This is a genomic window from Polaribacter sp. Z014 (assembly GCF_023555435.1).
Classification (GTDB): Bacteria; Bacteroidota; Bacteroidia; order Flavobacteriales; family Flavobacteriaceae; genus Polaribacter.
Genome location: NZ_JALCZP010000002.1, coordinates 318,797 through 343,500, shown reverse-complemented (window position 1 = coordinate 343,500; position 24,704 = coordinate 318,797). Strand labels below are relative to the sequence as shown.

Sequence of the window (24,704 nt, the reverse complement as noted above, 5' to 3'; positions counted from 1 at the left end):
CTTCTAGAAAACTTTATTTCTTCAACAACTCCGGAAACTTCTTTTTAAACTTATTCAATCTTGGCACAGAAACTGCTTTTACGTACCCTTGATTTGGGTTTCTACGTTCAAAATCTTGGTGATACTCTTCGGCTTCATAAAACTTATTAAGTTTGGTAACTTCGGTTGCTATTTTACCATGATACACTTCTGTATTTAATTTTGCAATCATTTTTTCTATAATAGCCTTTTCTGCTGCAGTTTTATAAAAAGCAATAGATCTGTATTGTGTTCCGTAATCTGGATGTTGTCCATTTTTTGTTGTTGGATCTTGAGAACCAAAAAATACGGTTACTAGGGTTTCAAATGAAACTATTTTTGGATTGTAATACACAGCAACTGTTTCTGCATGCCCTGTTTTTCCGGTTCCAATACTTTTATAAGTTGGGTTTAAAGTATGTCCGCCAGCATATCCAGAAACCGCTTCTTCTACTCCACTTACACTTTCAAAAACAGCTTCTACACACCAAAAACAGCCACTTGCAAAATAAGCCACTTTGGTATTTTCATTGGCAACATAGGTTGCTTTTGTTTCCGATTGCGTTTGTTTTTTATCAGTAAAACCAAAACAAGAGATTAATAATAGAGAAAAACTTACAACGGTAATAGACTTTAATATATTCATTTTACATTAAGTATTAGGGTTAAAAAGAAAATTGCACTAAAACAGTTGGTCTATTTTAAGTACAATTTTCCGAACTTTTAATTAAAAAAATTCCAAGGGGTTATATCTTTAGGATTTCCTTGGAAACATTCAATCCCATTTGAGGGGAATCAAAATTATTTTTAAATTACTTAAGTAGTCGATTTAAAGGTACAAAATTTACACGTTGTTTACAACTTTAGCTTTTTATTAAGAAAATATCTTGTAAAAAATACCTGATACCCCTATTTTTGTTCAATAATTAGTCACAAATTAAACCCGTCTTGTTAAGTGAAGCAAAAAATTTGCTGCTTTTAATAAAATTCTATGTAGATTTTAGAAACACTTAAAAAGACTTTAACTTTATACAACCTAATATACATGGAGCATTTTATAGTTTCTGCGCGTAAATATCGTCCACAAGTTTTTGCGGATGTTGTTGGGCAACAAGCCATTACAAACACGTTAGAAAAGGCTATAAAAAATAACCATTTGGCCCAAGCCTTGTTGTTTACAGGTCCTCGTGGAGTTGGTAAAACTTCTTGTGCTAGAATATTGGCTAAAAACATCAATCAACAAGATGCGGAAGTTTCTGCAGACGAAGATTTTGCTTTCAATATTTTTGAATTAGATGCTGCTTCTAACAATTCTGTAGATGATATTAGAAGTTTAACAGACCAAGTTCGTATTCCGCCACAAACCGGAAAATACAAAGTATATATTATAGATGAGGTACACATGTTATCTCAGGCAGCTTTTAATGCTTTTTTAAAGACGTTAGAAGAACCGCCAGCACATGCTATCTTTATTTTAGCAACTACAGAAAAACATAAAATTATTCCGACGATTTTATCTCGTTGTCAAATTTTCGATTTCAAAAGAATTGGTGTTTTAGACGCTAAAAATTACCTAAAAGTAATTTGCGAAAAAGAAAATATTACCGCAGAAGATGATGCTTTGCATATTATCGCTCAAAAAGCGGATGGCGCAATGCGTGATGCTTTGTCTATTTTTGATAGAGTTGTTAGTTTTTCTGGAACCAATTTAACGCGTGAAGCGGTTACCGAAAACTTAAATGTATTAGACTACGAAACGTATTTTAATATGACAGATTTAATGCTAGCAAATAAAATACCGCAAGTATTAAATGCATTTAATGTAATCTTAGGTAAAGGTTTTGAAGGACATCATTTTATAAACGGATTGGCAAGTCATTTTAGAGATTTATTAGTTGCCAAAGACAAAGCTACTTTAGAATTGTTAGAAGTTGGTGATGCAGCAAAAAAGAAATATTTAGAGCAAGCCACCAAAGCAAGTATTCCGTTTTTAATGCAATCTATAGAGAAAGCAAATCAGTGTGATTTGAATTATAGAGCCAGTAAAAATCAGCGACTGCTGGTAGAATTAACCATTATGCAAATTGCCTCTATCACTTTTGATGGAGAAAAAAAAAAGTCAGCTAACTACATAATTCCTGCTACCTTTTTCCAGGCACTTTCGCCAGCTGTAAAAGAAATTGCAAAACCGGTTGAAAAAAAACCTGTTATTGCGCAACCCGTAAAAGTTGAAACACCAAAACCTAGGATAAAACCTATTTTAAAATCTGTTGGTAGGCGTGCTTCTTCTTTATCTTTAAAAAGTATTCATGAGAAAAAGGTTGTAAAAAAAGCGGCTGAAGAAGAAAACTTTGACAATCACCCGAAAGACTTTTTTACCCAAGAAGCATTGCAAAATCTTTGGAAAGAATATGTTGCCTTATTGATAAAAAAAGGAGAACGAAGCATGGCTTCTATTGTGGGTACAGACACTCCTCAATTAGGTAAAAACTATAAAATTTCTTTTTCTGTGCCTAATAAATTAATGGAAGATCAATTTAGAAAAGGAAGACCTAATTTATTAAACTTTTTAAGAGAAAGATTAAACAATTACGGAATTGATATTCTTGTGAATCTTAATGAAGCTGTAGAAAAAAAGTTTGCTTACACACCTCAAGAAAAGTATAAGAAAATGAGAGAAATAAACCCTCTTATAGATAAATTACGTCAAACTTTTGAGTTAGACATGTAACATTAGTGCAATAATAGCTACTTATAAATGTAATAATTTCTATAAACCATGAATTATTTTTTATGTATTGCTGTTATTTTTATTCTCTGGTTTCTAGTTAGCAACTTCAATAAAAAAAAGCGTTTAAAAAAACGGAGCGCATTACTTTATAAAAATTGGGGAAATCTAAAAAAGGACGAATACTTTAACTTTTTTGTCATTGGAAAATATTTTGAGAACAATGCTCATAAAGAAAAAGCATATCATATTTTATCAGAAAAAAGTAAAATAGATTTTGATATAGATGACATTTTTAAGTTTGTAGACCGAACTTCTTCTAAAATTGGTCAGCAATATTTATATTTTAAATTAAGAACCATTGGTACTCTTAAAGACCTATTAAAATTTGATGCATTAACTACTTTGTTTCAAAAAGACAAAGATTTAAGTGTTTCTTGTCAGTTAGAATTGTCTAAATTAAACAATAATGATTCTTATTATTTAGAAGAATTGATCAATGACAAACCCTTAGAAAAACCAAAATACTTATGGATTGTTAGAGGTTTAACAATTACTGCAATTTTATCAATTATACTCTTATTTTTCTATCCAATATTTAGTCTTTTATTGGTGCCAGTTTTTTCTGCAAACCTATTTTTTCATTATAAAAATAAGTACAGCGTTGCCTATTATTTAAATGGTGTAACACAATTATCTAGCGCATTAAAAGTGAGCAAGAAATTGGCAAAAAACCCTAAAATAGTGGCTCATTTTAAAGACATTTCTTTTATTGAAAGCATAAAATCTATTCAACTAAAAACCGAATTTATTGCTTTTGAAAAGAATGTTACAGATGAATATTTATTCTTTTTTTGGTTTTTAGCAGAAATGATAAAAATACTATTTAATGTAGAATACTTGATTTTTTATAGTTTCTTAGACGCTATTAGCAAGGAAAGAAAAAGCATAGAAAGCTTATTTATTTTTATCGGCGAAATTGATGCTGCTATTTCTACCGCTTCTTTAAAATCTGGAGGTTTAAAAATATGTACGCCTACTTTTAATAATGATAATGAATTAAAGGTTACCAACCTTAAACATCCTTTAATTGAAAATTGTATTCCCAATGATGTGTTTTTATCACAAAAAAGCATGCTTTTAACCGGTTCTAATATGTCTGGTAAAACTACTTTTATAAGAACTGTTACTGTGAATAGTATTTTAGCACAAACACTAAATATTTGTTTTGCGGATACCTACGCTGCTCCTTTTTACAAAATATATTCTTCTATTAGAATTACCGATGATTTGTTAGACAACACCAGTTATTATTTACAAGAAGTACTTACCGTTAAGGAATTAATAGACGCCTCTAACGACAGTAATCCTTGTTTATTTGTGCTGGATGAAATTTTTAAAGGAACCAATACCATCGAAAGAATTTCTGGTGGAAAAGCTATTTTATCTTATTTAAATAAAAAGCAACATACCGTTTTAGTTTCTACACACGATATTGAATTAACAGATTTATTAGTAAAAGAAAATTACGATTTATATCACTTTAGTGAACAAATTGAAGACAATAATTTGTTTTTTGACCATCAATTAAAACCCGGAAAACTAAAGACCAGAAATGCAATTAAAATTCTAGAGTTATATAAGTATCCTGCTGCTATTATTAAGAATGCGAAAGAAATTGAGTCTACTTATTTTGACTAAACTTTACTTATGCATGCCTGCATGATTTTAAGGTAAATATTCTCGATACAGTTTTTATTCCTTATTAATAAAACCACCTTTTTATAGGTGGTTTTATCAATTAAAATAGAGGTTAACAAAGTTTGCTCAAAATATAAAATTTTTGAATTTACTAAACTTAAAAACCATAATTGCTATTTTAAAAAGATTATTATTTAATTAATATCTCTTACTAATCTTACATAATTATAGTATCTTTCTGCATCTTCACCGGCTGGACCATCTACATCTTTGGTGTCAAAACGAACACCACCCGCACCGTGAAAATCTTCACCTTCATCATTTACAGCTCTACCAAATGCAACATACCAAGCATAGTAATAAGGTTGACCACTTGTAAAGTTTGCTGATGTTCCTGTCCAGTAATATCCGTAATCATCATACCCTGCTTCGCTTATCATTTCTGTACAATCAAATATAGGGTCAATTGCAGGTCCTACATTTGCAGCATCTGTTGCCGTAGGAGAATGTGAATAATCTACAATACCTTGTAATTCTTTTACGTTAGGTAAACGCCAATCTGTATAACCTGCTAATTCAGAATTTTCAGCATAAGCTAATGCATCAGCCCAATCTAATGTTACACCATCATCTCCTTGTGCCCACATTAAACCAGTATTACTATCTGAAACGGTGTCATCTCCATTGGCTGTAAAACTATTTGTACCATATACATCTCCTCTAACAGCTCGTACATATTTGGCTAAAGGATTTCCAGTTGGAGCTCCGTTTCCATCTCCTGGAGGAGGAGTGTTACCGTCTGGAGGAGTTCCTCCGTCGGTTCCTCCATCTTCAGGCATTGAAGCTGCATAAGCTTTAATATGACCAGTTACTATGTTTACTCCAAAAGCAGCGTTTGCCCCACCTTCAACAGTAACTCCAACATATAAATTACTAGACCAAAATTGTTCGTCTTTAGAAACTTCACCACTTGCCAAAGCAAAATAATTAGTATCTATGTATGGCCAACCTTTTCCAAAGTCTGCAACAGAATATAATTCTTTTAAGTTAGGCATTCTCCAATCGTCATAACCACCTAATTCTAGATTTTCGCAATATTCCTTGGCTTCTTCCCAAGTAAATTCGTCAGTTGTTGGAATTTGTTCCCACATTAAACCTGTGTTATTATCTGTTGTTATACCTTCATCATCTTCATTAAAAGACATTGTTACTCCTTTTAAATAATTGGCATCTTGCCCATAAAAAGTGTCACCTGAACTTAGACTATTAATTACCGCACCATCTTTGTCGTAAAGGGTAACTTGACCTGTGGCAATTTGTACATAATCGTTTATTGTTAATTCTGAACTACCTTCGTCTGTAGCAACATTATCATCATCACTACTACAAGCATTAAATGCGAAAAGTGCAATAATCATTATTACAATAAAGGATGTTTCTTTTTTTAATTTGACAATCTGTTTCATCTTTTTAAATTTTATTATTATATTCTATTTTTTAATTTCTACCTCCTTTACGTTCTGGTTTCGGTGCATTTTTAAATTCTTTTTCTGATATAAAACCGTCTTCATCAGTATCTACCTTAGAAAAATTATCTTTTAATAGACCTTTCAATTCATCTTTAGCCAACTTACCATCTTCATTAGCATCCATCTCTTTTAAAAGCTTAGCAAATGTTGGTGGTTTTTTTCTTTCTTTTCTGTCTTGAGATTGACCAAATGACACATTCGACATAAATAATGTTAGTCCAAAGACTAACACTACTGATTTTAAATTATTAAACTTCATGTTTACTTTTTTTTAAATTATACACATTTAGATGTACTTCTTGTTTTAAACTTGTGTGTTAAAGTGTTAAATAAAACAAAAAAAAAGACCTTCAATATATTGAAAGTCTTTTTTAATTTAGTTAATTTTTTTTGAGTAAAATATCTGTTTCGGTGGTCTATTTACATCATCTACTTACCCGTTTTGAATTATGAAATTAAAATACACAACAGCTTATACTTTTATAATTATACAGCAGAAATTTAAAAGAAGCTAAAAAAATTGAGTCTACTTATTTGGCTTAATAACTTCTACATTTTTTCCTAAATAGATTAATGTACAATTGTCTTTTGCCAACTGTTCTTTTTCAAATTCTGACATTAGGTATAATTTATCATCTTTCTTTACAAATAAAAGCACCGATTTTAATTCATTAAACAATTTGGTTGTCATTGTATTGTAATCTGCTTCTGTTTCTATTTCAACTTCATAAATTTTAGGATTGTCTCTAAACGCTTCACTTAAATTTATATAATCGTCTTTAGGAGTAAAGAAACCTCGTTGTTCATCTATGCTTATATTTTTTCTTAAAATCTCTTCTGAAGTTGCTAGCCTATACGCCCCTTTTTCTCCAAAATTTTCAGAAAAACTGTCTACTGCAAACTTATTAACGGCTTCACTTCCGGTCATTGCTATTAAATAACCTACGTCATTTAATTCAATATTATCGGTTAAGTCTTGGTTATAAATATCTATTTCAAAAGCTTCTAAACCTGCTTTTAACGATTTTTGAATAAAGTTTTTGTTAGAATCTATCAAAATAACTCTTTTTTCATTGTCGGTTAAATATTTAGCAATTAATCTAGCCGGACTCGAAGCACCCACTATTAAAATAGCATCAGAACTTTTTAGAAAAACACCTACCATTTTCGCAAATAATCTTGCCGTGGTTGCATTAAATAAAACGGTTCCTAAAACAATCATAAAAACCAAAGGCGTAATATACTCCGCTCCTTCTACTCCTTGTTTAATTAACTTGCTTCCAAATAATGAAGCTATACCTGCGGCAACAATTCCACGAGGTCCAACCCAACTTATAAATAGCTTTTCATTGAATTTTAATTTAGATTTTCTGGTACTTGTAAAAACAGCTAAAGGTCTAATCACAAAAACTACAATAGCAAAAAGCGTTGCTGTTTTCCAGGTATATAATAAGAGTAAATCTTCTATATTTATATTTGCAGATAATAAAATAAATAAGATTGAAATTAATAAAATACTTAAAGATTCTTTAAAATAAAGGAGTTCTTTTAAATTGGCCAACTTTCCATTTCCTAAAACCATTCCCATTACTACCACTGCTAATAAACCAGATTCATGAGCAAACAATTCTGATAAAACGAAGACCAACAAAACGGCCGATAAAGAAACTACGTTTAGTAAATAATGAGGAATCATTTTTTTATTAATAGAAAAAGCTAATGCGTGTGCAAACGTAAAACCAAAAGTGGTTCCAAAAAGTAATATTTTACCAAACTCCATTAAGGCCGTTTTTGTAAAACCACTTCCACCATCTACACTAATAAACTCGAAAACCAATACGGCAACCAACGCACCAATTGGGTCTATTAATATCCCTTCCCATTTTAAAACCGTAGAAATGTCTTTTTTTAGAGGTATGTTTCTTAAAATAGGCGTAATTACAGTAGGACCAGTAACGATGATTAAACCAGAAAATAGAAAAGAAAGTTCCCATCCTAAATTAAAAACATAATGTGCCACAATACCTGCTCCAAAAAAAGTAATTGCAGACCCCAACGTAATTAGTTTGGTAATAACAGGACCTACATTTTTTATTTCACTCCTTTTTAAAGTTAAACCACCTTCAAAAAGAATAATACTAATAGCTAAAGACACAAAGTAATACAAACTTTCTCCTGGGAAAAGTCCTTTTTCGCCGTTCCAAATTGGCTCTATCCATTTTGTACCGTCGCTACTTAAAAATTCAGCTGCAATTGGCCCTACTAGCAAACCAATTAAAATTAAAGGTAAAATTGCAGGGATTTTAAATTTCCATGCTACCCATTGTGATAATATTCCTAAAATAATTATACCTGCTAATTCTATCATTTATTAAAAATTCATTTAAATGTAAATTTAAGAATGTTTAGGCATGATAAAAATAAAAAATATAGTTTTTTTCTTTCTTTTAAAGTTTACTATATTGTGCCAAAAAGTTAACTTTTAAACCTATTTTTTGCAAAATATTCACAAAATCTTAATTGGTATTGCATTTTCTCCAAATTTAAAAGCAAATATATTTGAAGCCGTAAGACTGGCTAATCTATTTGATGCTGAATTAGTTGGCGTGCATGTTGGACCAAAATCTCGTCAAAAAAAAGTAGATCTAACCGCTCTTTTAGCAGCAGCCGATCCTTTAAAGAACTCGTTTAAAGCTATTTGGAAAGAAGGGAATCCTGTAGATGTAATTCTTGAAACTTGTGCTACAGAAAACATTAACTTACTTATTTTAGGAGCACTTCAAAAAGAAAATTTATTAAAATATTATGTAGGATCTATTGCCAGAAAAATTACTAGAAAGGCACCTTGTTCTGTTTTATTACTTATTAAACCTTCTTTAATTAGAGTTCCCTGCAAACATATTGTAGTAAATGGGCTAAAAGATGAAAGAACAGAAGAAACTATTAAAACCGCTTTTGTAGTTGCCAAGCGACTAAAATGTACTAAAATTACCATTGTAGAAGAAGTTAGTCAGAATGAATTACACGTAAAAGTGAGTGATGATAAAACTTTAAGAAAAGCAACGATAACTAAAGAACGATTAAAAACAAGAGAAGAACAACGCGTAAAAACCATTTTAAAAGATATAAATTGTACTGATATCAACATAAAAACTCAGAGTATTTTTGGAAAAAGAGGCTATTCCATTGGGCATTACGCTAAAGTAAAAAGAGCCGATTTGTTAATTATGAATGCACCCAATAAAGTTGGGTTTTTCGATAGAATATTCCCTCATGATCTTGAGTATATTTTATCTCAATTACCAACCGATGTTTTAATTGTTAAATAGATGCCGAAAAAAAATACTTTTAAAACGTTTATAAATGATGTACCTCAAAACCTTTTTTCTGGTTTTGTAGTTTCCTTAATTGCACTTCCATTAGGTTTAGGTTTAGCTTTAGCTTCTGGAGCGCCACCTATTTCCGGTGTTATTGCTGCCGTAATAGGTGGTATTGTTGTATCTATAATTGGAGGATCTAACGTAACCATTACAGGACCTGGAAATGGTTTAGTGGTTGTTATTTTGGGTGCAATTACCACTTTGGGTGAAGGAGACATGCACCAAGGTTTTTTATATACATTAGCCGCCGTAGTTCTCTCTGGAGTTATTATGATTATTCTTGGTTTTCTAAGAATGGGATCTTTAGGAGATTTCTTTCCTGCCTCTGCCATACAGGGTATGTTGGCTGCTATTGGTATCGGAATATTTGCAAAGCAAATTCATGTAATGTTTGGTAATTTAGACGCCAAAGGAAGCATTGTACAACTCTTATATCAAATTCCGGAAGGCCTCTTAAATTTAATAAAAACAGATAATTCTAGCATGTTTTATGCAGGAATGGTAGGAATAGGAAGTTTATTGATTATGATATTTTATGGAAAAATAAGAAATCGATATTTAAAATTGATTCCTGCACCTATGTGGATTGTAGTATTAAGTGTAGGTATGTATTATTATTATGATTTGGTTTCTGCGTCTGATTATCCCATTCATAAAAGCCTATTAATTGCATTGCCTAATGACATTTTATCAAATTTTGCTTTTCCCGATTTTGGTAAAATTTATCATGCCAACTTTATAAGTGCTGTAATAGCAATTACATTAATTGCAAGTATAGAAAGTTTACTAAGTATTAAAGCTGTTGATAAATTAGATCCTTTAAAAAGACGTTCTAATGTAAATAAAGACATTCGTGCTTTGGGATTAGCCACCGTTATTAGCGGTTTTTTAGGCGGATTAAATGTAGTAACTGTAATTGCAAGAAGTTCTGTAAACGTTAATAATAAAGGAACCAATAGATCTGCAAACTTTTTTCATGCGGCTTTTTTGGTTGCTTTTATTTTGTTATTTGCCACAGAATTGCGTAAAATTCCATTACCAGCTTTGGCTGCTATTTTAGTCTATACAGGATATAAATTAGCATCACCAGAAAACATTAAGAAAGTTTTTAGTATCGGTTCCGAACAATTAATTATTTTTCTAGTTACCTTATTTACAACTATTTTAACCAGTTTAATTACAGGTATTATTGTAGGTATTTTAATTACATTTATCATTCATGTTGTTATAAATAAAAATATCTTATTATTTATAAAAAACGTTTTAAAACCAAATGTTTTAATGTTTGAAGAAGAGGATAAATACTATGTAAGTGTTAAGAATTTTTCTAGTTTTTTAAACTATACAAAGCTAAAAACCAAGTTAGACCAAATACCAGAAACCGAAGAAGCCATTATAGATTTTTCTTTATGTGAGTTTGTAGATCATTCTGTAATGGAAAACATGAGTAATTATGCTGCGTCTTTTCATAGAAAAGGTGGGCATTTTGAGGTAATAGGTTTAGACGATTCTAAATCTGGAAGTGAACATCCATTTGCATTACGTAAATCTTTACCTACAAAAGCACTTCCTAAAAAACGTGTTTTAACTAAAAGACAAAAATCGATTCAGAATATTAGTGAAGAAATGCATTGGAAATATTATGCAAATTCTGCCCTAGAAATGGAAGAACTACCCACTTTTGGCTATTTTAAGACTCGTAATATAGATAAAGTCTCTAACGTACTTTCTAATGAAGATTGTACTATTTTTGACGTCCATTTTACCGAAGGAGCTATGTTTGCAAAGCAAATGATAAAAGCAACCATGTTACATATTCATCCATTACATCCGGTTCCTCATTTTACACTAGATAAAGAAGGTATTTTTGAATATCTCTTAGAATTTGCAGGTTACAAAGATATTGATGTAAAAAATCATCCAGATTTTAGCAAACGTTTTTATTTAGCAGGAAAAAATGAAGAAAAAATTAGAGCATTTTTTACAGATGAATTAATTTTGTTTTTTGAAAGCAATAAACAATATCATATTTCTGCTACCGAAAACGGAATTTTAATATTTGGAAACGAACGTTTGGCAAGTGTTAAAGAAATTAAAGCTTTGGCTTATTTTGGTATGGGATTACAAAAAACAATATAAATAATTATGTTAGGATTACAATTCGAAACCGAAACTTCTTGGGCAGAAATTGCTAAAGATAATTTACAACAAATACTTACAGATCATGCCTTTTTAGAGCAAAAAGCGGCTTCTAACGCTGTATCTATTATCATTAATTATTCTGAAGAAACAGAGTTGGTAAAAGAAATGAGCAATATTGCTATTGAAGAAATGCAGCACTTTAAAATGGTGCATTTGTTAATGGTAAAACGCGGAATGGTTTTAGGGCGTGAGCAAAAGAATGATTATGCGATCCGATTACAAAAATTCTTTAAAAAGACAGGAGACAGAACAGATGCTTTAATTCAGCGTTTGTTAGTTGCTGCCTTAATTGAAGCAAGAAGTTGCGAGCGTTTTAAAGTGTTTTCTGAAAATATGGAAGATGAAGAATTGTCTAAGTTCTACAATAATTTAATGATTTCTGAAGCAGGACATTATACTACTTTTTTACAATTTGCACGTCAGTACCAAGACAAAGAGATTGTTAATGAAAAATGGAATGCCTTATTAGCTTTTGAAGCCGAATTGATGAAAGAACGCGGTAATACCGCCAAAATACACGGATAAACTCTAAAAATGGATATAGATAATATTTCTAAAATTGAACACTTTTCTACTTTTGTAGATTTAAGTTTAAAAGAATTTTGTGAGCAATTAAGTTCGGTTTTATCATTACCTCAAATGACATTTATTACTGAGGATGAAAGAGCATCTGCAGAACTAAATTTTAACGGAATTGATTACAATGTTAGTAAGCCATTTAAAATAGGCACCTTAAATGAATGGGATGACAGCGTACCAAAAGACCATAATTTTGGTTTAGTTTTAAGTATTGATAAAACTAATACTGATTTTAACAATACTAAATTAGAAGAAATAGGCAATCTACTTTCTACCAATTTTAATACAGATCTTTTACATTATAGAACCTGGTTTTCTACTGGTTTTAGCACAGAAAAGGTTCACATATTTACACCGAATAAAAAATAACGAATGTTCTCTAAAGAAGAAGCAGCGCTTTTACGAAAAGATTTTTGGACTAGTTTTGGGAAATCTTTTCCTAGAAAATGGTTATTGTACAATACTAAAATTAAGGGTTTCTCTTTTAAATTTGTTGCCGAAAGAAAACAAGCAATGGTTTGTATAGATATTGAAAACCCAGATGAGTTGGTAAATTTACTCTATTACGACCAAATGTTGTCTTTAAAAACATTGCTAGAAACTGAGTTACCTGAAGTAATTTTTAATGATGCATATGAACTAGAAAGTGGTAAAATAATTCATAGAATCTATGTTCCTTTCGAAGGTAAATTTAGTGTATATAATAAAAATTCTTGGAGAGATTGTTTTGAATTTTACATGGAAACCATGCCTAAATTTGAACTCTTCTTTTACGAATATGAAGACATTATAAAGAACATATAATCTTCTCATATTATAAAAATTTAAATAAAACAGGAGCTTCTTTTTTGGTGATTAAATCCTTATTTAGATGGGTTTAATTGTACTTAAAAATGAAATTAACATTTTAAAACACTACAATTAACCTAAAAAAATAAATTAAACTAAAGGTTTATATAAAATACATAACTAATTGAATTACAAATCAATAAAAATAAAAACGCTTCTCTAAAAATAAACTATCAATTTTTCTTATAGTCTATATTTTTATGCGTTAAGGATTGCAACGACATCCTTTTTGTTTTTCTCAAAAAGATATAGTGGAAAGCCTGACCTTTTTAGGGAACGCCCAACTTACTTACACTTATATTACAAAAAAAAATCGCCCTAAAAAAAGACGATTTTAACACACTACTTTCTTCTTTTTCTATTTTATAAAAATGATACTAAACGGGTAATTAATTGGTTCGTTATTACTTGCTTTTATGGCGTTTATAATTGGGAAAATTAAATAGAAAATTCCGATTACAATGAACCCTAAAATTCCTAATCCAAAAAGAAAAATTAAAGGGATACAAATTAAAATATAGATAAACATAGAAATTCTAAAATTTAGAATTGCTTTTCCGTGTGCGTCCATTCCAAAAATTTCATCCTTTTTTGTCAACCATAAAATTAACGGAACGACAAAGCCGCCTATGACGGTTACAAAATCTAATAATTGACTTAAATGTGTTAGAACTAATAATTGTTTGTCTTCTTTCATTTTTATAATTAAAGTTTTAGTTGGTATTTATTAGACGATAATTAACCAATTATGTTACCGCTTTTTAATTATTAATTTTTTGTTAAATAAGTATTTGAGTTAAGATATACTCCATTTGAGCAAAGACTAATTGAGCATTGCTTGTAGTTTTGTATGGAACTTAAAAACATATAAAATTATGAATTACTTAAATATTGACAAAGACCGAGTATTACCAGTTGTAACAGAATTAAATGTGCTTTTGGCAGATTACCAAGTGTATTATCAGAAATTAAGAAATTTTCATTGGAATGTTTTAGGTAAAAACTTTTTCGAATTACACAATCAGTTTGAAGACATGTATAATGATACCAAAATTAAAATTGATGATATTGCAGAAAGAATTGTAACCTTAAAATACCACCCAATTAGTAAATTATCTGATTATATAGAGGTTTCTAACATTAAAGAATCGAGTCCGTTATTAACAGACATAGAAATGGTAGACATTTTAAAAAACGACCAGGATATTATTTTAAATCAGCTTTCTAGAGTTATAGAAAAAGCAAATATAGCTGAAGACGAAGGTACTGTAGATTTAATAGGAGCTTATATTAGAGAGTTAGAAAAATCTTCTTGGATGTTAAATGCATGGTCTAAAAACACCAGCGATGTGTTAGATAGTAGTTTTGTGAAATAGTGATTATTTTTAATAAACAGATAAAATAATCAATATTAAACTTTAAAACAAAACATGGATAAAATAACAAACAAACTAGAAATCTGGAAAGACATTTTTATAAAAAACATACCCAATATTGCCATTGCTTTGGTGGTAATATTTATAGCTTATTTTACATCGAGAGCTATCAATACTTTTATTACTAAGAATTTAGGTAAAAAAATTAAACAAGAATCGGTAAGAAACTTAGTTTCTAGAGTTGCCTCTGCCTTTATATTCTTAACCGGTTTATATTTGGCAATGACAATTTTAAAGTTTGATGATACTTTAAAGGCTATTATTTCTGCAGCTGGTGTATCTGGTATTGTAATTGGTTTGGCCTTGCAAGGTACTTTGTCTAACACCATTTCTGGAGTTGTTTTATCTTTTAGAGAAAACCTAAATATTGGTAATTGGATAGAAACTAACGGTTTTTCTGGCCAAGTAATAGATATTAATTTAAATTACTTTGTAATTAGAGAGGCTGATAATAATATGGTGGTCATACCCAATAAAACCATTTTAGAAAACCCTTTTAAAAATTATTCTTTAACTACTAAAATGAGAATATCTATTACATGTGGTGTAGAATATGGTGCCGATTTAGAAAAGGTAGAATCTTTAACAAAAGAGGTTATTTCTACTAATTTTAATCAAAATGAATTAAATAAAAATGTGGAGTTCTATTATACCGAGTTTGGAGACAGTTCTATTAATTTTTTATGCAGATTTTGGGTAGATTCTAAAAATGCACTAGAAAAATTAAAAGCTAAGAGTGATGCTATTATAAAAATTAAACAAGCGTTTGATAAAGAAAACATTAGTATACCATTCCCTATGAGAACTTTGGAGATTTTACCAAACCAAAGCTTAGATATTCATAAAGTTGCGGACAAAGAAGTATCTTAAGAACTGTTTATATACTCCTTCCCTATTGCTTAAAAAGCTGAATACATTTTGTGTTCAGCTTTTATTTTTCTGTAAAAATCTTTACGTATTTTTGCAACATGATTAATAACGATACTATTATTGCTTTGGCAACTCCTGCTGGTGTTGGCGCTATTTCTGTAATTAGACTTTCTGGTGAAAATGCTATAACTATAGTTGATGCTTTTTTTAAATCGATTAAAAAAGGAAAAACTTTAAAAAATCAGAAAACGCACACCATTCATTTAGGGCATATTGTACAAAATGATATCCTTATTGATGAAGTTTTAGTATCTATTTTTAAGAATCCGAATTCGTATACTGGAGAAAATGTAGTTGAAATTTCTTGTCATGGTTCTAGCTTTATTCAGCAAGAAATTATTCAGTTATTTTTACAAAATGGTTGCAGAATGGCTGATAATGGTGAGTTTACCATGCGTGCTTTTTTAAATGGCAAGATGGATTTAAGTCAAGCCGAAGCTGTTGCCGATGTTATTGCTTCTAATTCTGCGGCAAGTCACCAAATGGCGATTCAGCAAATGCGTGGTGGAATTACCAATGAATTGAAAGATTTACGTGTGCAATTACTAGATTTTGCTGCTTTAATTGAGTTAGAACTCGATTTTTCTGGTGAAGACGTAGAGTTTGCAGACAGAACGAAGTTTAAAGAACTGGTTGCAAAAATTACTTTTGTTCTAAAGCGTTTAATTGATAGCTTTTCTTTTGGAAATGCGATGAAAAACGGAATTCCGGTTGCTATTATCGGAGAACCAAATGTGGGGAAATCTACTTTATTAAACACACTTTTAAACGAAGAAAAAGCCATTGTTTCTGATATTGCTGGTACAACTCGTGATGCTATTGAAGACGAAATGATTATTGATGGTGTTGCTTTCCGTTTTATTGATACTGCCGGAATTAGAGAAACGGAAGACATTGTAGAGAGTATCGGGATTAAAAAAGCGTACGAAAAAGCAGAGAATGCTCAGTTGATCATTTTCTTAATCGATTCTAATAAGTACTCCTACTCTAGTGAAGAATTTTTAGATGAAATAGAAACTATAAAAACTCGCTTCCCTAACAAGCGCTTATTAGTGATTGCCAACAAAGTTGATACCTTATCTTGTTCTGATTCGTCTATTTTACAATCTGAAATCGAGAATTTAATTCTACTTTCTGCTAAAAACAAAACCGGAATTGAAGAACTCAAAAACGAATTGACTTCTTTGGTTAATATTGGTGCTTTGAGTAACAACGAAACGATTGTAACCAATTCGCGTCATTTTGAAGCGCTAAACAACGCTTTAATCGCTATTTCTTCTGTACAGGAAGGTATTGATCTAGAAATTGGAACTGATTTGTTTTCTATCGATATTAGAGAGTGTTTGCGTCATTTAGGTAATATTACTGGTGAGTATGATGTAGACAAGGATATTCTTGGGCATATATTTGGGAATTTTTGTATTGGAAAGTAAGTAAGTCAAACAAAGGAAAGTAAACGAAAACAAAGTTCTTAAAATCAGTATTTTACAAAAATTATCTTTGTTTTTATTTTCTTTTAATTTACTTTTACAGGAGATTAATGGACTCATTAATCCACCTCAAAATAGAATTTTTATTAGAGGTGTAATTAAATCCACCTTCTATGAAAATTACTTTAAAAAAGAAAAAACTAAACACAGGCAAGTACAGCCTTTTTATAGAGTACTATAAAGGTACAATTATAGACAAAAATGGAAAGTCTAAACACAACCGAGAGTTTGAGTATTTAAAAAAATATTTAATCATTGATCCTAAATCAAAAAATGAAAAAGTCAGCAACAAAGAAACTCTGGAGTTAGCTAAAAAAATACTTTCAATAAGGCAAGCAGATTATTACCAAGGGAAGTTCAAAATTCAGAATGGTAATAAAAGCAAACATAGTTTTCTTCAATTTTATGATTTAAAAAAAGAAGAACGTTATCAGTCTGAAAAAAACTATGATAATTGGACAGCTGCACAAAAACATATTGAAAGATTTTGTTCCCCAACAACTACCTTTAATGATATAAATATTGATTTTGTAAAAGACTTTCAAAAATATCTACACACAGAAGCAAAAGCAAAATCGGGCGCTCTACTTGCTCAAAATACCAAGCACACTTATTACAATAAATTTAAAGCCTGTTTAAATGCAGCCTTTGAAGAAGGTTATATTAATGAAAATATTGTAAGTAAAGTAAAAAGTATTCCTATGGGAGAAACTCATAGAGAATATCTTTCTATTGATGAACTTCAGGCGCTATCAAAAACTGAATGTAAAATTCCTGTACTAAAAACTGCCTTTATTTTCAGCTGCTTATCAGGAATTCGATGGTCAGATATCAATAAAATGAAATGGAGTGAAATACGAGACGAAGGGAAAGATGAAGATGGAAATGACATTCATAAATTAGTTTTTTCTCAAAAGAAAACAAACGGCGTTGAATATTTATATCTATCCAAACAAGCTAGAGAATTATTAGGAGAAAGAAAGGATGAAAACGACAGAGTTTTCGTCAATTTGCATTACAGCGCACAAATGAATTTGATTCTTTTACGTTGGTGCATGTTTGCAGGAATTACAAAGCACATAACTTTTCACAGCGCCAGACATACGAATGCGGTACTTTTACTCGAAAATGGGGCTGATATTTATACGGTTTCTAAACGTTTAGGACACAAAGAGATTCGTACAACAGAGATATACGCAAAGATCATTGATAAAAAAATGAAAGAAGCAGCAACCTTAATACCTGAATTAAAAATTTTATAAACATGTTTTGCCTTAATTTATTTAATTTATCATTAGTAATAATTGGATTTATATATTTCTCATTTCCAATACTTAAAAAGTATCTGGTTATCCTTTTTCAAGATGTATTGGGTATAAAATATCAGTGGAATAAAAGTGTTGACAAACCTAGAATATTCTTTCTAATAATGTTAACCCCAATATTTTATTTTAGCGGAATAAGTTTAAATAAAATTTCATTCCCTACAGACTTTTTTAATTTAAAAGATTCATTAGGATATCTACAACTATTCACTTACATACTTTATTTAGGAACATTTATTGTTATCCTTTTTCTATCAAATTATATCTGGTCAGAAAAATTTGAAAATAGTTTTTTGCCTTTAATTAAAAAAAAGGTTATAAATATTTCTATAAATAAACATGAAATACATATAGATGACACAAAACTAAAAAAAATTTACACTGAACTTAAACAGTATGATTTTATAAACTCAGATATTTTATTTGAAAATTTTAAATCAGCCATTAACTTTATAGAAAATAAAGATATAAAAGTAGTCTTCAATATGAGTGGTCCTGATTTCAGATGTCTTTTTGAACTCTTTAAAAAACATAATACAAATAAAAAACTTGAGTTTAAATCGTTTCTATTAAATAATAAAATGATTGTCAAATCTGATGAAAAACCTTACAATTATTCCACACTAAAAGATTCTAAATATAATACTTCAAAGAATAATCAAACTCTCAAAAAAATCTTCACATTTAAAAGTACTGATTACTAATTTTTTTTACTGCCTAGTCAGTAACACATCAATAAAACCCATATAAATTAACGATTTTTGTTTCGAATTCATAGTAAAAGAAAACAAAGGCCTTTGTTCATTATTAATTTTTAAAAGAATAAAAATGAACATTATTGAACTAAATCAACGATTTGATAAATTAGAAAGACTTCTATTATCAAATAAAATAGCACTTACATTTGAAGAGGGTTGTGAATACACTTCCTTAAAACCTAGTTACATGTATAAGTTAACTAGCTCTAAATCTATACCACATAGTAAACCTAATGGTAAAGTAATTTTCTTTGACAGAGAAAAACTAGAATCTTGGATGCTTCAAAACGAAGTAAAAACTAAACAAGATATAGAATCTGAAGCACTCTCCTATACTCTTAAAAATAAAAAAGCATAGTAGCTCCAACTACTATGCAATCAAATATTTTTTTCTACAAAACACATTATTAACTAACGTGCAGTCAAAGGTACGTTATAAAATTTATTCTCAAAAATGGGAGAACCAAAAATATACTCGTTAGATAACATTGATCTAGAAAATGATTTTTTTCAATTAACAAACAAATACAGCAATCTTTTTCCTATTAGCGTTTATCCAAAAATAATTCAAGAAGTTGCATATGAAGCTTACAATAAATTTAAATTCCCTTTAGACTATTTAGGAGCTGGAATTTTAGCAGCTATCTCTTCAGCAATTGGAAATTCTTTAAAAGTTGAAGTGAAAAATGGTTGGAATGAAAAAGGAAATCTGTTTATAGTAATTGTGGGTAGACCTGGAGATTCAAAATCACATGCCTTAAATTTTTGCTTTAAACCAATTCATATTAAAGAAAATTTATTGTTTTCTGAATATTCAAAATTACTAATTGAATATGAAGACGAATTAAAAACAGATGTTAAAACTAAATTAAAAAAACCTTTATTAAGTAAATACTTAATAAGCGATTTTACACCTGAGGCTTTGATTTTACATCACTCAAACAATAAGCGTGGACTTTATATTTATGTAGATGAGCTAAATGGATGGATTAAGAATTTCAATCGATATAACAGCTCTGGAGAAGCAGAAACTTATTTAAGTTTATGGAGTGGAACTACAATTTCAATAGACAGAGCTTCGGGAAAAAGTTTAAGAATAGAAGATCCTTTTATTGGAGTTATTGGAAGTACTCAAATATCAGTACTAAAATCATTTGCCAAAGACGGAAGAAGCTCTAATGGCTTTATGGATCGTTTACTTTTTGTTTATCCTGATACACAAAAAACCCTAAAATGGAACATTAATAAAGTTGATGAGAGAATACTTGAAAATTATTTCTCTATTATCTCAAACTTAATTGAAACATCAATAAAACAAGAAGAACCTCTTTTAGTTCCAATTGAAGAAAGCGCTAAAAAGTACTTGTTTGACTGGCAGAATAATAGACCAGAAGACTATCTATTTGAATATGAAAGAAGCATCGAAATTAAATTGCAACAGTATGTAATTCGATTTGCATTGATCTTACAGTCAATTCATGATACAGCTAACGAAAGCCCTATTAATAAGATCGAAATGTTTGCAATTAAGGGAGCTATTAAGCTTTTCCAATATTTCTATAGTAACGCCATAAAAGTTAGACAAGAGACTATTAAAAAAGCCTACTTTGACACATTAACTGTTTTACAGAAAACTATTCTTAAAGATTTACCAAAGACTTTTAAAACATCAGAAGGTTTAAAAATTGCCTGTAAAAAAGTAAATGATAAACCAAGAATTAGTCAAAGGCAGTTTAAAACTTATTTAACAGACAGAAAACTCTTTAAAAAAATAGCTCATGGGGAGTATGAGAAATTAAATCTATAGAAAAAACTGCACTTTCTTCACTTTGACACACCAAACACTATTAATCAACATGTTAAGCGTTAAAATTAGTGCAAAATTAGTGCAATGGCTGTGCACTTTGTGCACAGTCAAAATATCTAAAGTGCAATCAAAATGAAGTAAAATGCACCGAAAATGAAGTCAAAAAAGCCTTAAAAGTCAACTATAGGTTGAAAGTGCAGAAAATGAAGTAAAACCATACACTATGTATAAATATTCACTACATAAAAAATCAATAAAACATAAATGTCCTCAATGTAAAAAGAACAGGTTCGTTCTTTATGTTGATAATGAAACTGGTGATTATTTATCTCCAGAGGTTGGCAGATGCGATAGAGAAATTAATTGTGGTTATCACCTAACACCAAAAACATATTTTAAAAATGAAAACAAACCTTTTAACCCTTACACTAATTACAATACACAAGAAAAATCGAGAGTAACAAATTACCATTCAGAAAGTGAACTTAATAGTTCTCTAAACAATTATGATAAAAATAATTTTGTTCAATTCTTATATTCAAAATTTGATTCAATTAAAGTAACTAATCTATTAAATGAATATAAAATTGGAACTTCTGAATCATGGTATGATGGAACCATATTCTGGCAAATTGATACCCAACAAAAAATTAGATCAGGAAAAATTATTCTATATGATAAAATTGGAAAGAGAACCAAATATATAAACTGGATACACTCACTAAACATCAAAAGCAATCGTATTGATTCTTTTAACTTAAATCAATGCCTTTTTGGAGAACATTTGATCCCTAAATATGACAAACCGATTGCTATTGTAGAATCTGAAAAAACAGCTTGTATTATGAATATAATGTTTGAAAAATATTTATGGTTAGCTACAGGCTCTCTTCAAGGCTTGAATACTAAAAAAATAAAAGTATTGAAAAATAGGACAATAATACTTTATCCTGATTTAGGTATTGAAGGTAAAAATGGTTCTCCGTTTACAAAATGGAAAACTATTTCAGAAGAACTTAGGTCAAATGGATATGATATTAAAACTTCTGATTTACTAGAAAAAAAGGGAACTAAAAATGAACGTGAAAAAGGATTTGATATTGCTGATTATTTTATAAAAAATCTTACTAAAAAACCTTCTAAAATTATTTCAACTACTAATCAAAAAATTCTAAAAATGTACATGAAAAACAAAAATATTAAAACTTTAATTGAGGTTTTTGACTTAACAAACTTAAATGGTAAAGCTATTATTTTTTAAGGACAGAGTGGTGCGTGCTAACATGTGTTCTTATAAAGAAGCAAGTTGAACAGGGGCTTTGTTGCACTTCTCCCCTATTTTCAACTTGCCCTACGGGGTTTAAAGCATTGATTTTATTGACTTTAAGTCAATAACCAAGAATATAATATTTTATAACAAGATTATAAACAAACAACCAACTCATTGATTATCAATAACAAAAACTATAAACATGGCAAAAAAAAGCATTTTAATTAAAGAATTCCATCATAAAGAATTGGTTAAAATATCTAAAACTTTTGGTTCTCAGTATGGAGATTTAATAGAGTCTATGATTATTTATTTTAAGAAAACAGGCATCAATCCAATAGAGGCAATCAACGAAAACCCTGCTGCAATGGTCAAAGTTTTAGACAAGAGAATTATATCTTTTTTAAAAGTACAAGAACGAGATATTTTAAAGCCGCTAAGAAGCGAAGTATATCAACAATCTAAAGAACAAAAAGAAGAATTTTCTACTTTATCAAAATGGGTAAAAGATGCTATCTTAAGGATAAATCAATTTGATAGCACTAGGACAAAAGATCTAACTAAAGAACTTGATAAAATTAATGGTGAACTAGATAAACTCAAAAATAAAATACATAAACAACAAGATGCTTTTATCGAAATAGCTGAATTAATTGATGCTAAAAATAAATCCGGAATTAAAGGAACTCTTAAATCAATTTTTGAATAATATGCCTATAAGTAAACCTCATAGCACACTAGGTGCTACAAATACTTCTAGCTGTATTGATTTGGCAATGTATCTAGAAAAAGAAAATAATGAGCTAGATAAACTTTTAAAAAAAACAAAATCTATTGATGAAGCTAGACAAATTGAAAATAGGAAACAATTCTTTTTCTCCCATTCTAAAAACAACATTAGCACCAATGAAGTAATCTCTAGTATTGATAAGAATATTAAGAAATTAGGAAAAAAAGATGCTAAATATTTTGCTCCAACAATCAATTTTAGCAAACAAGAACTAAATCACATTATACAATCTGTTACTGATAAAAAAGAAGTTAAAAGTGTATGGGAACTAAATATTAAAGAATATGAATTGTTCAATGATAAAATTAAAGAATACACAAAATTAATAATGAATAATTATGCGAAGAATTTTAATAGAGAAAACAAAGGACTAAAGTCTGGTGATGATTTGGTTTATTTTGCCAAGATAGAACATTTCAGAAAATTTAAAGGAACAGATGATGAAGTTAAAAATGGGATTTATAAAGCAGGAGATTTAAAGCCAGGAATAAATTCTCATGTGCATTTGATCGTCAGCAGGAAAGACAAAACCCAAAGGTTAAAATTAACACCAACAACCAAAGAACGCTCTACAACCAGAACCATTGGAGGAAACACCTATCATGTTGGTTTTGACAGGATGAAATGGATAAGCATGAATGAAAAAAGTTTTGATGATTTTTTTCAATACAAACGAAGAGAACGAGAGAAGTTTATCAACCAATATATACTGAAAAATGGTTCTCCTAAAGAAAAGGAAGCACTACTAAAAAGGATAGAAACTAAAGAACAAACAATTGAAAACACTATAAATTATGACAAAAATCGTACTCGTAACACATCAAAAGGGAGGAGTTGGTAAGTCAACCCTAACTTTTAATCTTGCTCAAAATATTTCTAAAAATGCCAATGTTGCTGTTTTAGATTTTGATTTACAAGGAAGTTTATCACAGTTAAAAGAATTGGTAACAGATTTTGAGATTATCCCTTTTAGAGATGAAATAGATGATATTTTAAAACTAGACTATGATTTTATCTTTATTGACACACCTCCTTACCTATCCAATCACTTACCTAAATTGATTGCAATAGCAGATTTAGTAATTGTACCCACTAAAGCAGGAATATTAGATCTATTAGCCATCAAAGGCACTTTAGAACTGATAGAAGATTCAAATAAAACATCAGAGACATTGGTTGTGTTTAATATGATAAAGGTCAATACTACATTAACTATAGATATACTTATTGGTTTAGAAGAATACAATGTGAAAATAGCCAATACACATATAAGTGATTTAGTTGCTTTTACGAGATCTGTTTTAGTAAAAGGAGTCAAAAATGATAAAAATGCTCAAAAACAACTAGACAATCTGACTAAAGAAGTATTAACAAAATTGATATAAATAAAGATTTCTATAAATCTATAAATCTATAAAAATACAAATCTATCATTATGGAAAAACAGAACATGAACGAGCTTATTAATAAAGCTAAATCTAGCAATCAGAATAAAACAATTCAAAAGATTGTTCCGATAACAACAAAAGAAACAGAAGAAATTCAGTTTTCATTTTATATCGAAAAATCACTTTTAAAAAAATTAAAACTAAAAGCAATACAAGAAGATACTAGTATGAAACAGTTAGTAAATAATGCTATTAAAAACGCTCTAAAATAAATTTAAATAAGCTTTTTTGAATCATTTTAAACATAAGTAATCTGCTTTTTAAAAAGTTTGCTTAAATTTGAAATAAATACAATTATATAAGAAAAAATACAATTATAAAATATACATATAAAGCGTTTAGCTTTTGATTTGGTTTTAGAAACTCGCCAGTTAATAATCCACCACTTTCAAAAGATAAGACGCCCAACGTTTTGCGTTGGGCTGTTCTTATTATGGTGGATTGGGTTTCTGGCGAGACCTCTA

General features: G+C 29.5%; 24 protein-coding genes. 19 read left to right on the top strand and 5 right to left on the bottom strand.

Annotated features, from left to right (window positions below):
* Window positions 1-13: 13 nt before the first annotated feature.
* On the bottom strand, window positions 14-664 hold the full coding sequence (gene msrA / locus MPF19_RS04670; RefSeq protein WP_249986995.1) for a peptide-methionine (S)-S-oxide reductase MsrA: 651 nt from the start codon (window positions 662-664) through the stop codon (window positions 14-16).
* 399 nt (window positions 665-1,063) lie between these two features.
* On the opposite strand from msrA, the gene dnaX reads away from it, so the two are divergent.
* Window positions 1,064-2,749, top strand: a complete 1,686-nt coding sequence (gene dnaX / locus MPF19_RS04665; protein ID WP_249986994.1) for a DNA polymerase III subunit gamma/tau — start codon at window positions 1,064-1,066, stop codon at window positions 2,747-2,749.
* A 48-nt stretch (window positions 2,750-2,797) separates the two neighbouring features.
* A complete protein-coding gene (locus MPF19_RS04660; RefSeq protein WP_249986993.1) occupies window positions 2,798-4,447 on the top strand; it encodes a MutS-related protein in 1,650 nt (549 codons plus the stop codon).
* 194 nt (window positions 4,448-4,641) lie between these two features.
* Here the strand turns inward: MPF19_RS04660 and MPF19_RS04655 are convergent, their stop codons facing one another.
* From MPF19_RS04655 to MPF19_RS04645, 3 genes are all read right to left on the bottom strand, one after another.
* Window positions 4,642-5,913, bottom strand: coding sequence for an Lcl C-terminal domain-containing protein (locus MPF19_RS04655; RefSeq protein WP_249986992.1), 1,272 nt, complete (start codon window positions 5,911-5,913; stop codon window positions 4,642-4,644).
* A gap of 31 nt (window positions 5,914-5,944) precedes the next feature.
* Window positions 5,945-6,235 (bottom strand): EF-hand domain-containing protein, encoded by a 291-nt coding sequence (locus MPF19_RS04650; RefSeq protein ID WP_249986991.1) that lies wholly within the window; start codon window positions 6,233-6,235, stop codon window positions 5,945-5,947.
* A 267-nt stretch (window positions 6,236-6,502) separates the two neighbouring features.
* On the bottom strand, window positions 6,503-8,344 hold the full coding sequence (locus MPF19_RS04645; RefSeq protein WP_249986990.1) for a cation:proton antiporter: 1,842 nt from the start codon (window positions 8,342-8,344) through the stop codon (window positions 6,503-6,505).
* A 127-nt stretch (window positions 8,345-8,471) separates the two neighbouring features.
* Between MPF19_RS04645 and MPF19_RS04640 the strand changes: the two genes are divergently transcribed.
* Genes MPF19_RS04640 through MPF19_RS04620 form a run of 5 tightly spaced genes read left to right on the top strand, consistent with a single transcriptional unit; the run spans window position 8,472 to window position 12,941 of the window.
* Window positions 8,472-9,305: a universal stress protein gene (locus tag MPF19_RS04640; protein WP_203393024.1), complete on the top strand. Its 834-nt coding sequence runs from the start codon at window positions 8,472-8,474 to the stop codon at window positions 9,303-9,305.
* Window positions 9,306-11,495: a SulP family inorganic anion transporter gene (locus tag MPF19_RS04635; RefSeq protein WP_249986989.1), complete on the top strand. Its 2,190-nt coding sequence runs from the start codon at window positions 9,306-9,308 to the stop codon at window positions 11,493-11,495.
* Between the two features lie 6 nt (window positions 11,496-11,501).
* A complete protein-coding gene (locus MPF19_RS04630; protein ID WP_165731051.1) occupies window positions 11,502-12,083 on the top strand; it encodes a MiaE family protein in 582 nt (193 codons plus the stop codon).
* 9 nt (window positions 12,084-12,092) lie between these two features.
* Entirely contained in the window at window positions 12,093-12,506 is a 414-nt protein-coding gene (locus MPF19_RS04625; RefSeq protein WP_249986988.1) for a hypothetical protein, read from the top strand.
* Window positions 12,507-12,509: 3 nt separating this feature from the next.
* The gene (locus MPF19_RS04620) at window positions 12,510-12,941 is read left to right on the top strand and encodes a DUF4268 domain-containing protein (RefSeq protein WP_203393027.1); all 432 of its coding nucleotides are present in this window, start codon (window positions 12,510-12,512) and stop codon (window positions 12,939-12,941) included.
* A gap of 403 nt (window positions 12,942-13,344) precedes the next feature.
* Here the strand turns inward: MPF19_RS04620 and MPF19_RS04615 are convergent, their stop codons facing one another.
* Window positions 13,345-13,683 (bottom strand): DUF4870 domain-containing protein, encoded by a 339-nt coding sequence (locus MPF19_RS04615; protein ID WP_249986987.1) that lies wholly within the window; start codon window positions 13,681-13,683, stop codon window positions 13,345-13,347.
* A 178-nt stretch (window positions 13,684-13,861) separates the two neighbouring features.
* Between MPF19_RS04615 and MPF19_RS04610 the strand changes: the two genes are divergently transcribed.
* From MPF19_RS04610 to MPF19_RS04555, 12 genes are all read left to right on the top strand, one after another.
* Window positions 13,862-14,362: a Dps family protein gene (locus MPF19_RS04610; RefSeq protein WP_249986986.1), complete on the top strand. Its 501-nt coding sequence runs from the start codon at window positions 13,862-13,864 to the stop codon at window positions 14,360-14,362.
* 54 nt (window positions 14,363-14,416) lie between these two features.
* Complete coding sequence (locus tag MPF19_RS04605; protein WP_249986985.1) at window positions 14,417-15,292, top strand: mechanosensitive ion channel family protein; 876 nt, start codon at window positions 14,417-14,419, stop codon at window positions 15,290-15,292.
* 98 nt (window positions 15,293-15,390) lie between these two features.
* Window positions 15,391-16,785 (top strand): tRNA uridine-5-carboxymethylaminomethyl(34) synthesis GTPase MnmE, encoded by a 1,395-nt coding sequence (gene mnmE, locus MPF19_RS04600; RefSeq protein ID WP_249986984.1) that lies wholly within the window; start codon window positions 15,391-15,393, stop codon window positions 16,783-16,785.
* A 170-nt stretch (window positions 16,786-16,955) separates the two neighbouring features.
* Window positions 16,956-18,104 (top strand): tyrosine-type recombinase/integrase, encoded by a 1,149-nt coding sequence (locus MPF19_RS04595; RefSeq protein WP_249986983.1) that lies wholly within the window; start codon window positions 16,956-16,958, stop codon window positions 18,102-18,104.
* A 167-nt stretch (window positions 18,105-18,271) separates the two neighbouring features.
* Window positions 18,272-18,871, top strand: coding sequence for a hypothetical protein (locus tag MPF19_RS04590; RefSeq protein ID WP_249986982.1), 600 nt, complete (start codon window positions 18,272-18,274; stop codon window positions 18,869-18,871).
* Window positions 18,872-18,995: 124 nt separating this feature from the next.
* The gene (locus MPF19_RS04585) at window positions 18,996-19,283 is read left to right on the top strand and encodes a helix-turn-helix domain-containing protein (protein ID WP_249986981.1); all 288 of its coding nucleotides are present in this window, start codon (window positions 18,996-18,998) and stop codon (window positions 19,281-19,283) included.
* 96 nt (window positions 19,284-19,379) lie between these two features.
* Window positions 19,380-20,732 (top strand): DUF3987 domain-containing protein, encoded by a 1,353-nt coding sequence (locus MPF19_RS04580; RefSeq protein ID WP_249986980.1) that lies wholly within the window; start codon window positions 19,380-19,382, stop codon window positions 20,730-20,732.
* Window positions 20,733-20,955: 223 nt separating this feature from the next.
* On the top strand, window positions 20,956-21,993 hold the full coding sequence (locus MPF19_RS04575; protein ID WP_249986979.1) for a DUF6371 domain-containing protein: 1,038 nt from the start codon (window positions 20,956-20,958) through the stop codon (window positions 21,991-21,993).
* A gap of 211 nt (window positions 21,994-22,204) precedes the next feature.
* Window positions 22,205-22,711, top strand: a complete 507-nt coding sequence (locus MPF19_RS04570; RefSeq protein ID WP_249986978.1) for a BfmA/BtgA family mobilization protein — start codon at window positions 22,205-22,207, stop codon at window positions 22,709-22,711.
* A 1-nt stretch (window position 22,712) separates the two neighbouring features.
* Entirely contained in the window at window positions 22,713-23,633 is a 921-nt protein-coding gene (locus tag MPF19_RS04565; RefSeq protein ID WP_249986977.1) for a DUF5712 family protein, read from the top strand.
* Window positions 23,587-24,177: an AAA family ATPase gene (locus tag MPF19_RS04560; RefSeq protein WP_249986976.1), complete on the top strand. Its 591-nt coding sequence runs from the start codon at window positions 23,587-23,589 to the stop codon at window positions 24,175-24,177. Before MPF19_RS04565 ends, MPF19_RS04560 begins: the two co-directional genes overlap by 47 nt.
* Before the next feature lie 50 nt (window positions 24,178-24,227).
* On the top strand, window positions 24,228-24,452 hold the full coding sequence (locus MPF19_RS04555; RefSeq protein ID WP_249986975.1) for a hypothetical protein: 225 nt from the start codon (window positions 24,228-24,230) through the stop codon (window positions 24,450-24,452).
* Window positions 24,453-24,704: the final 252 nt, after the last annotated feature.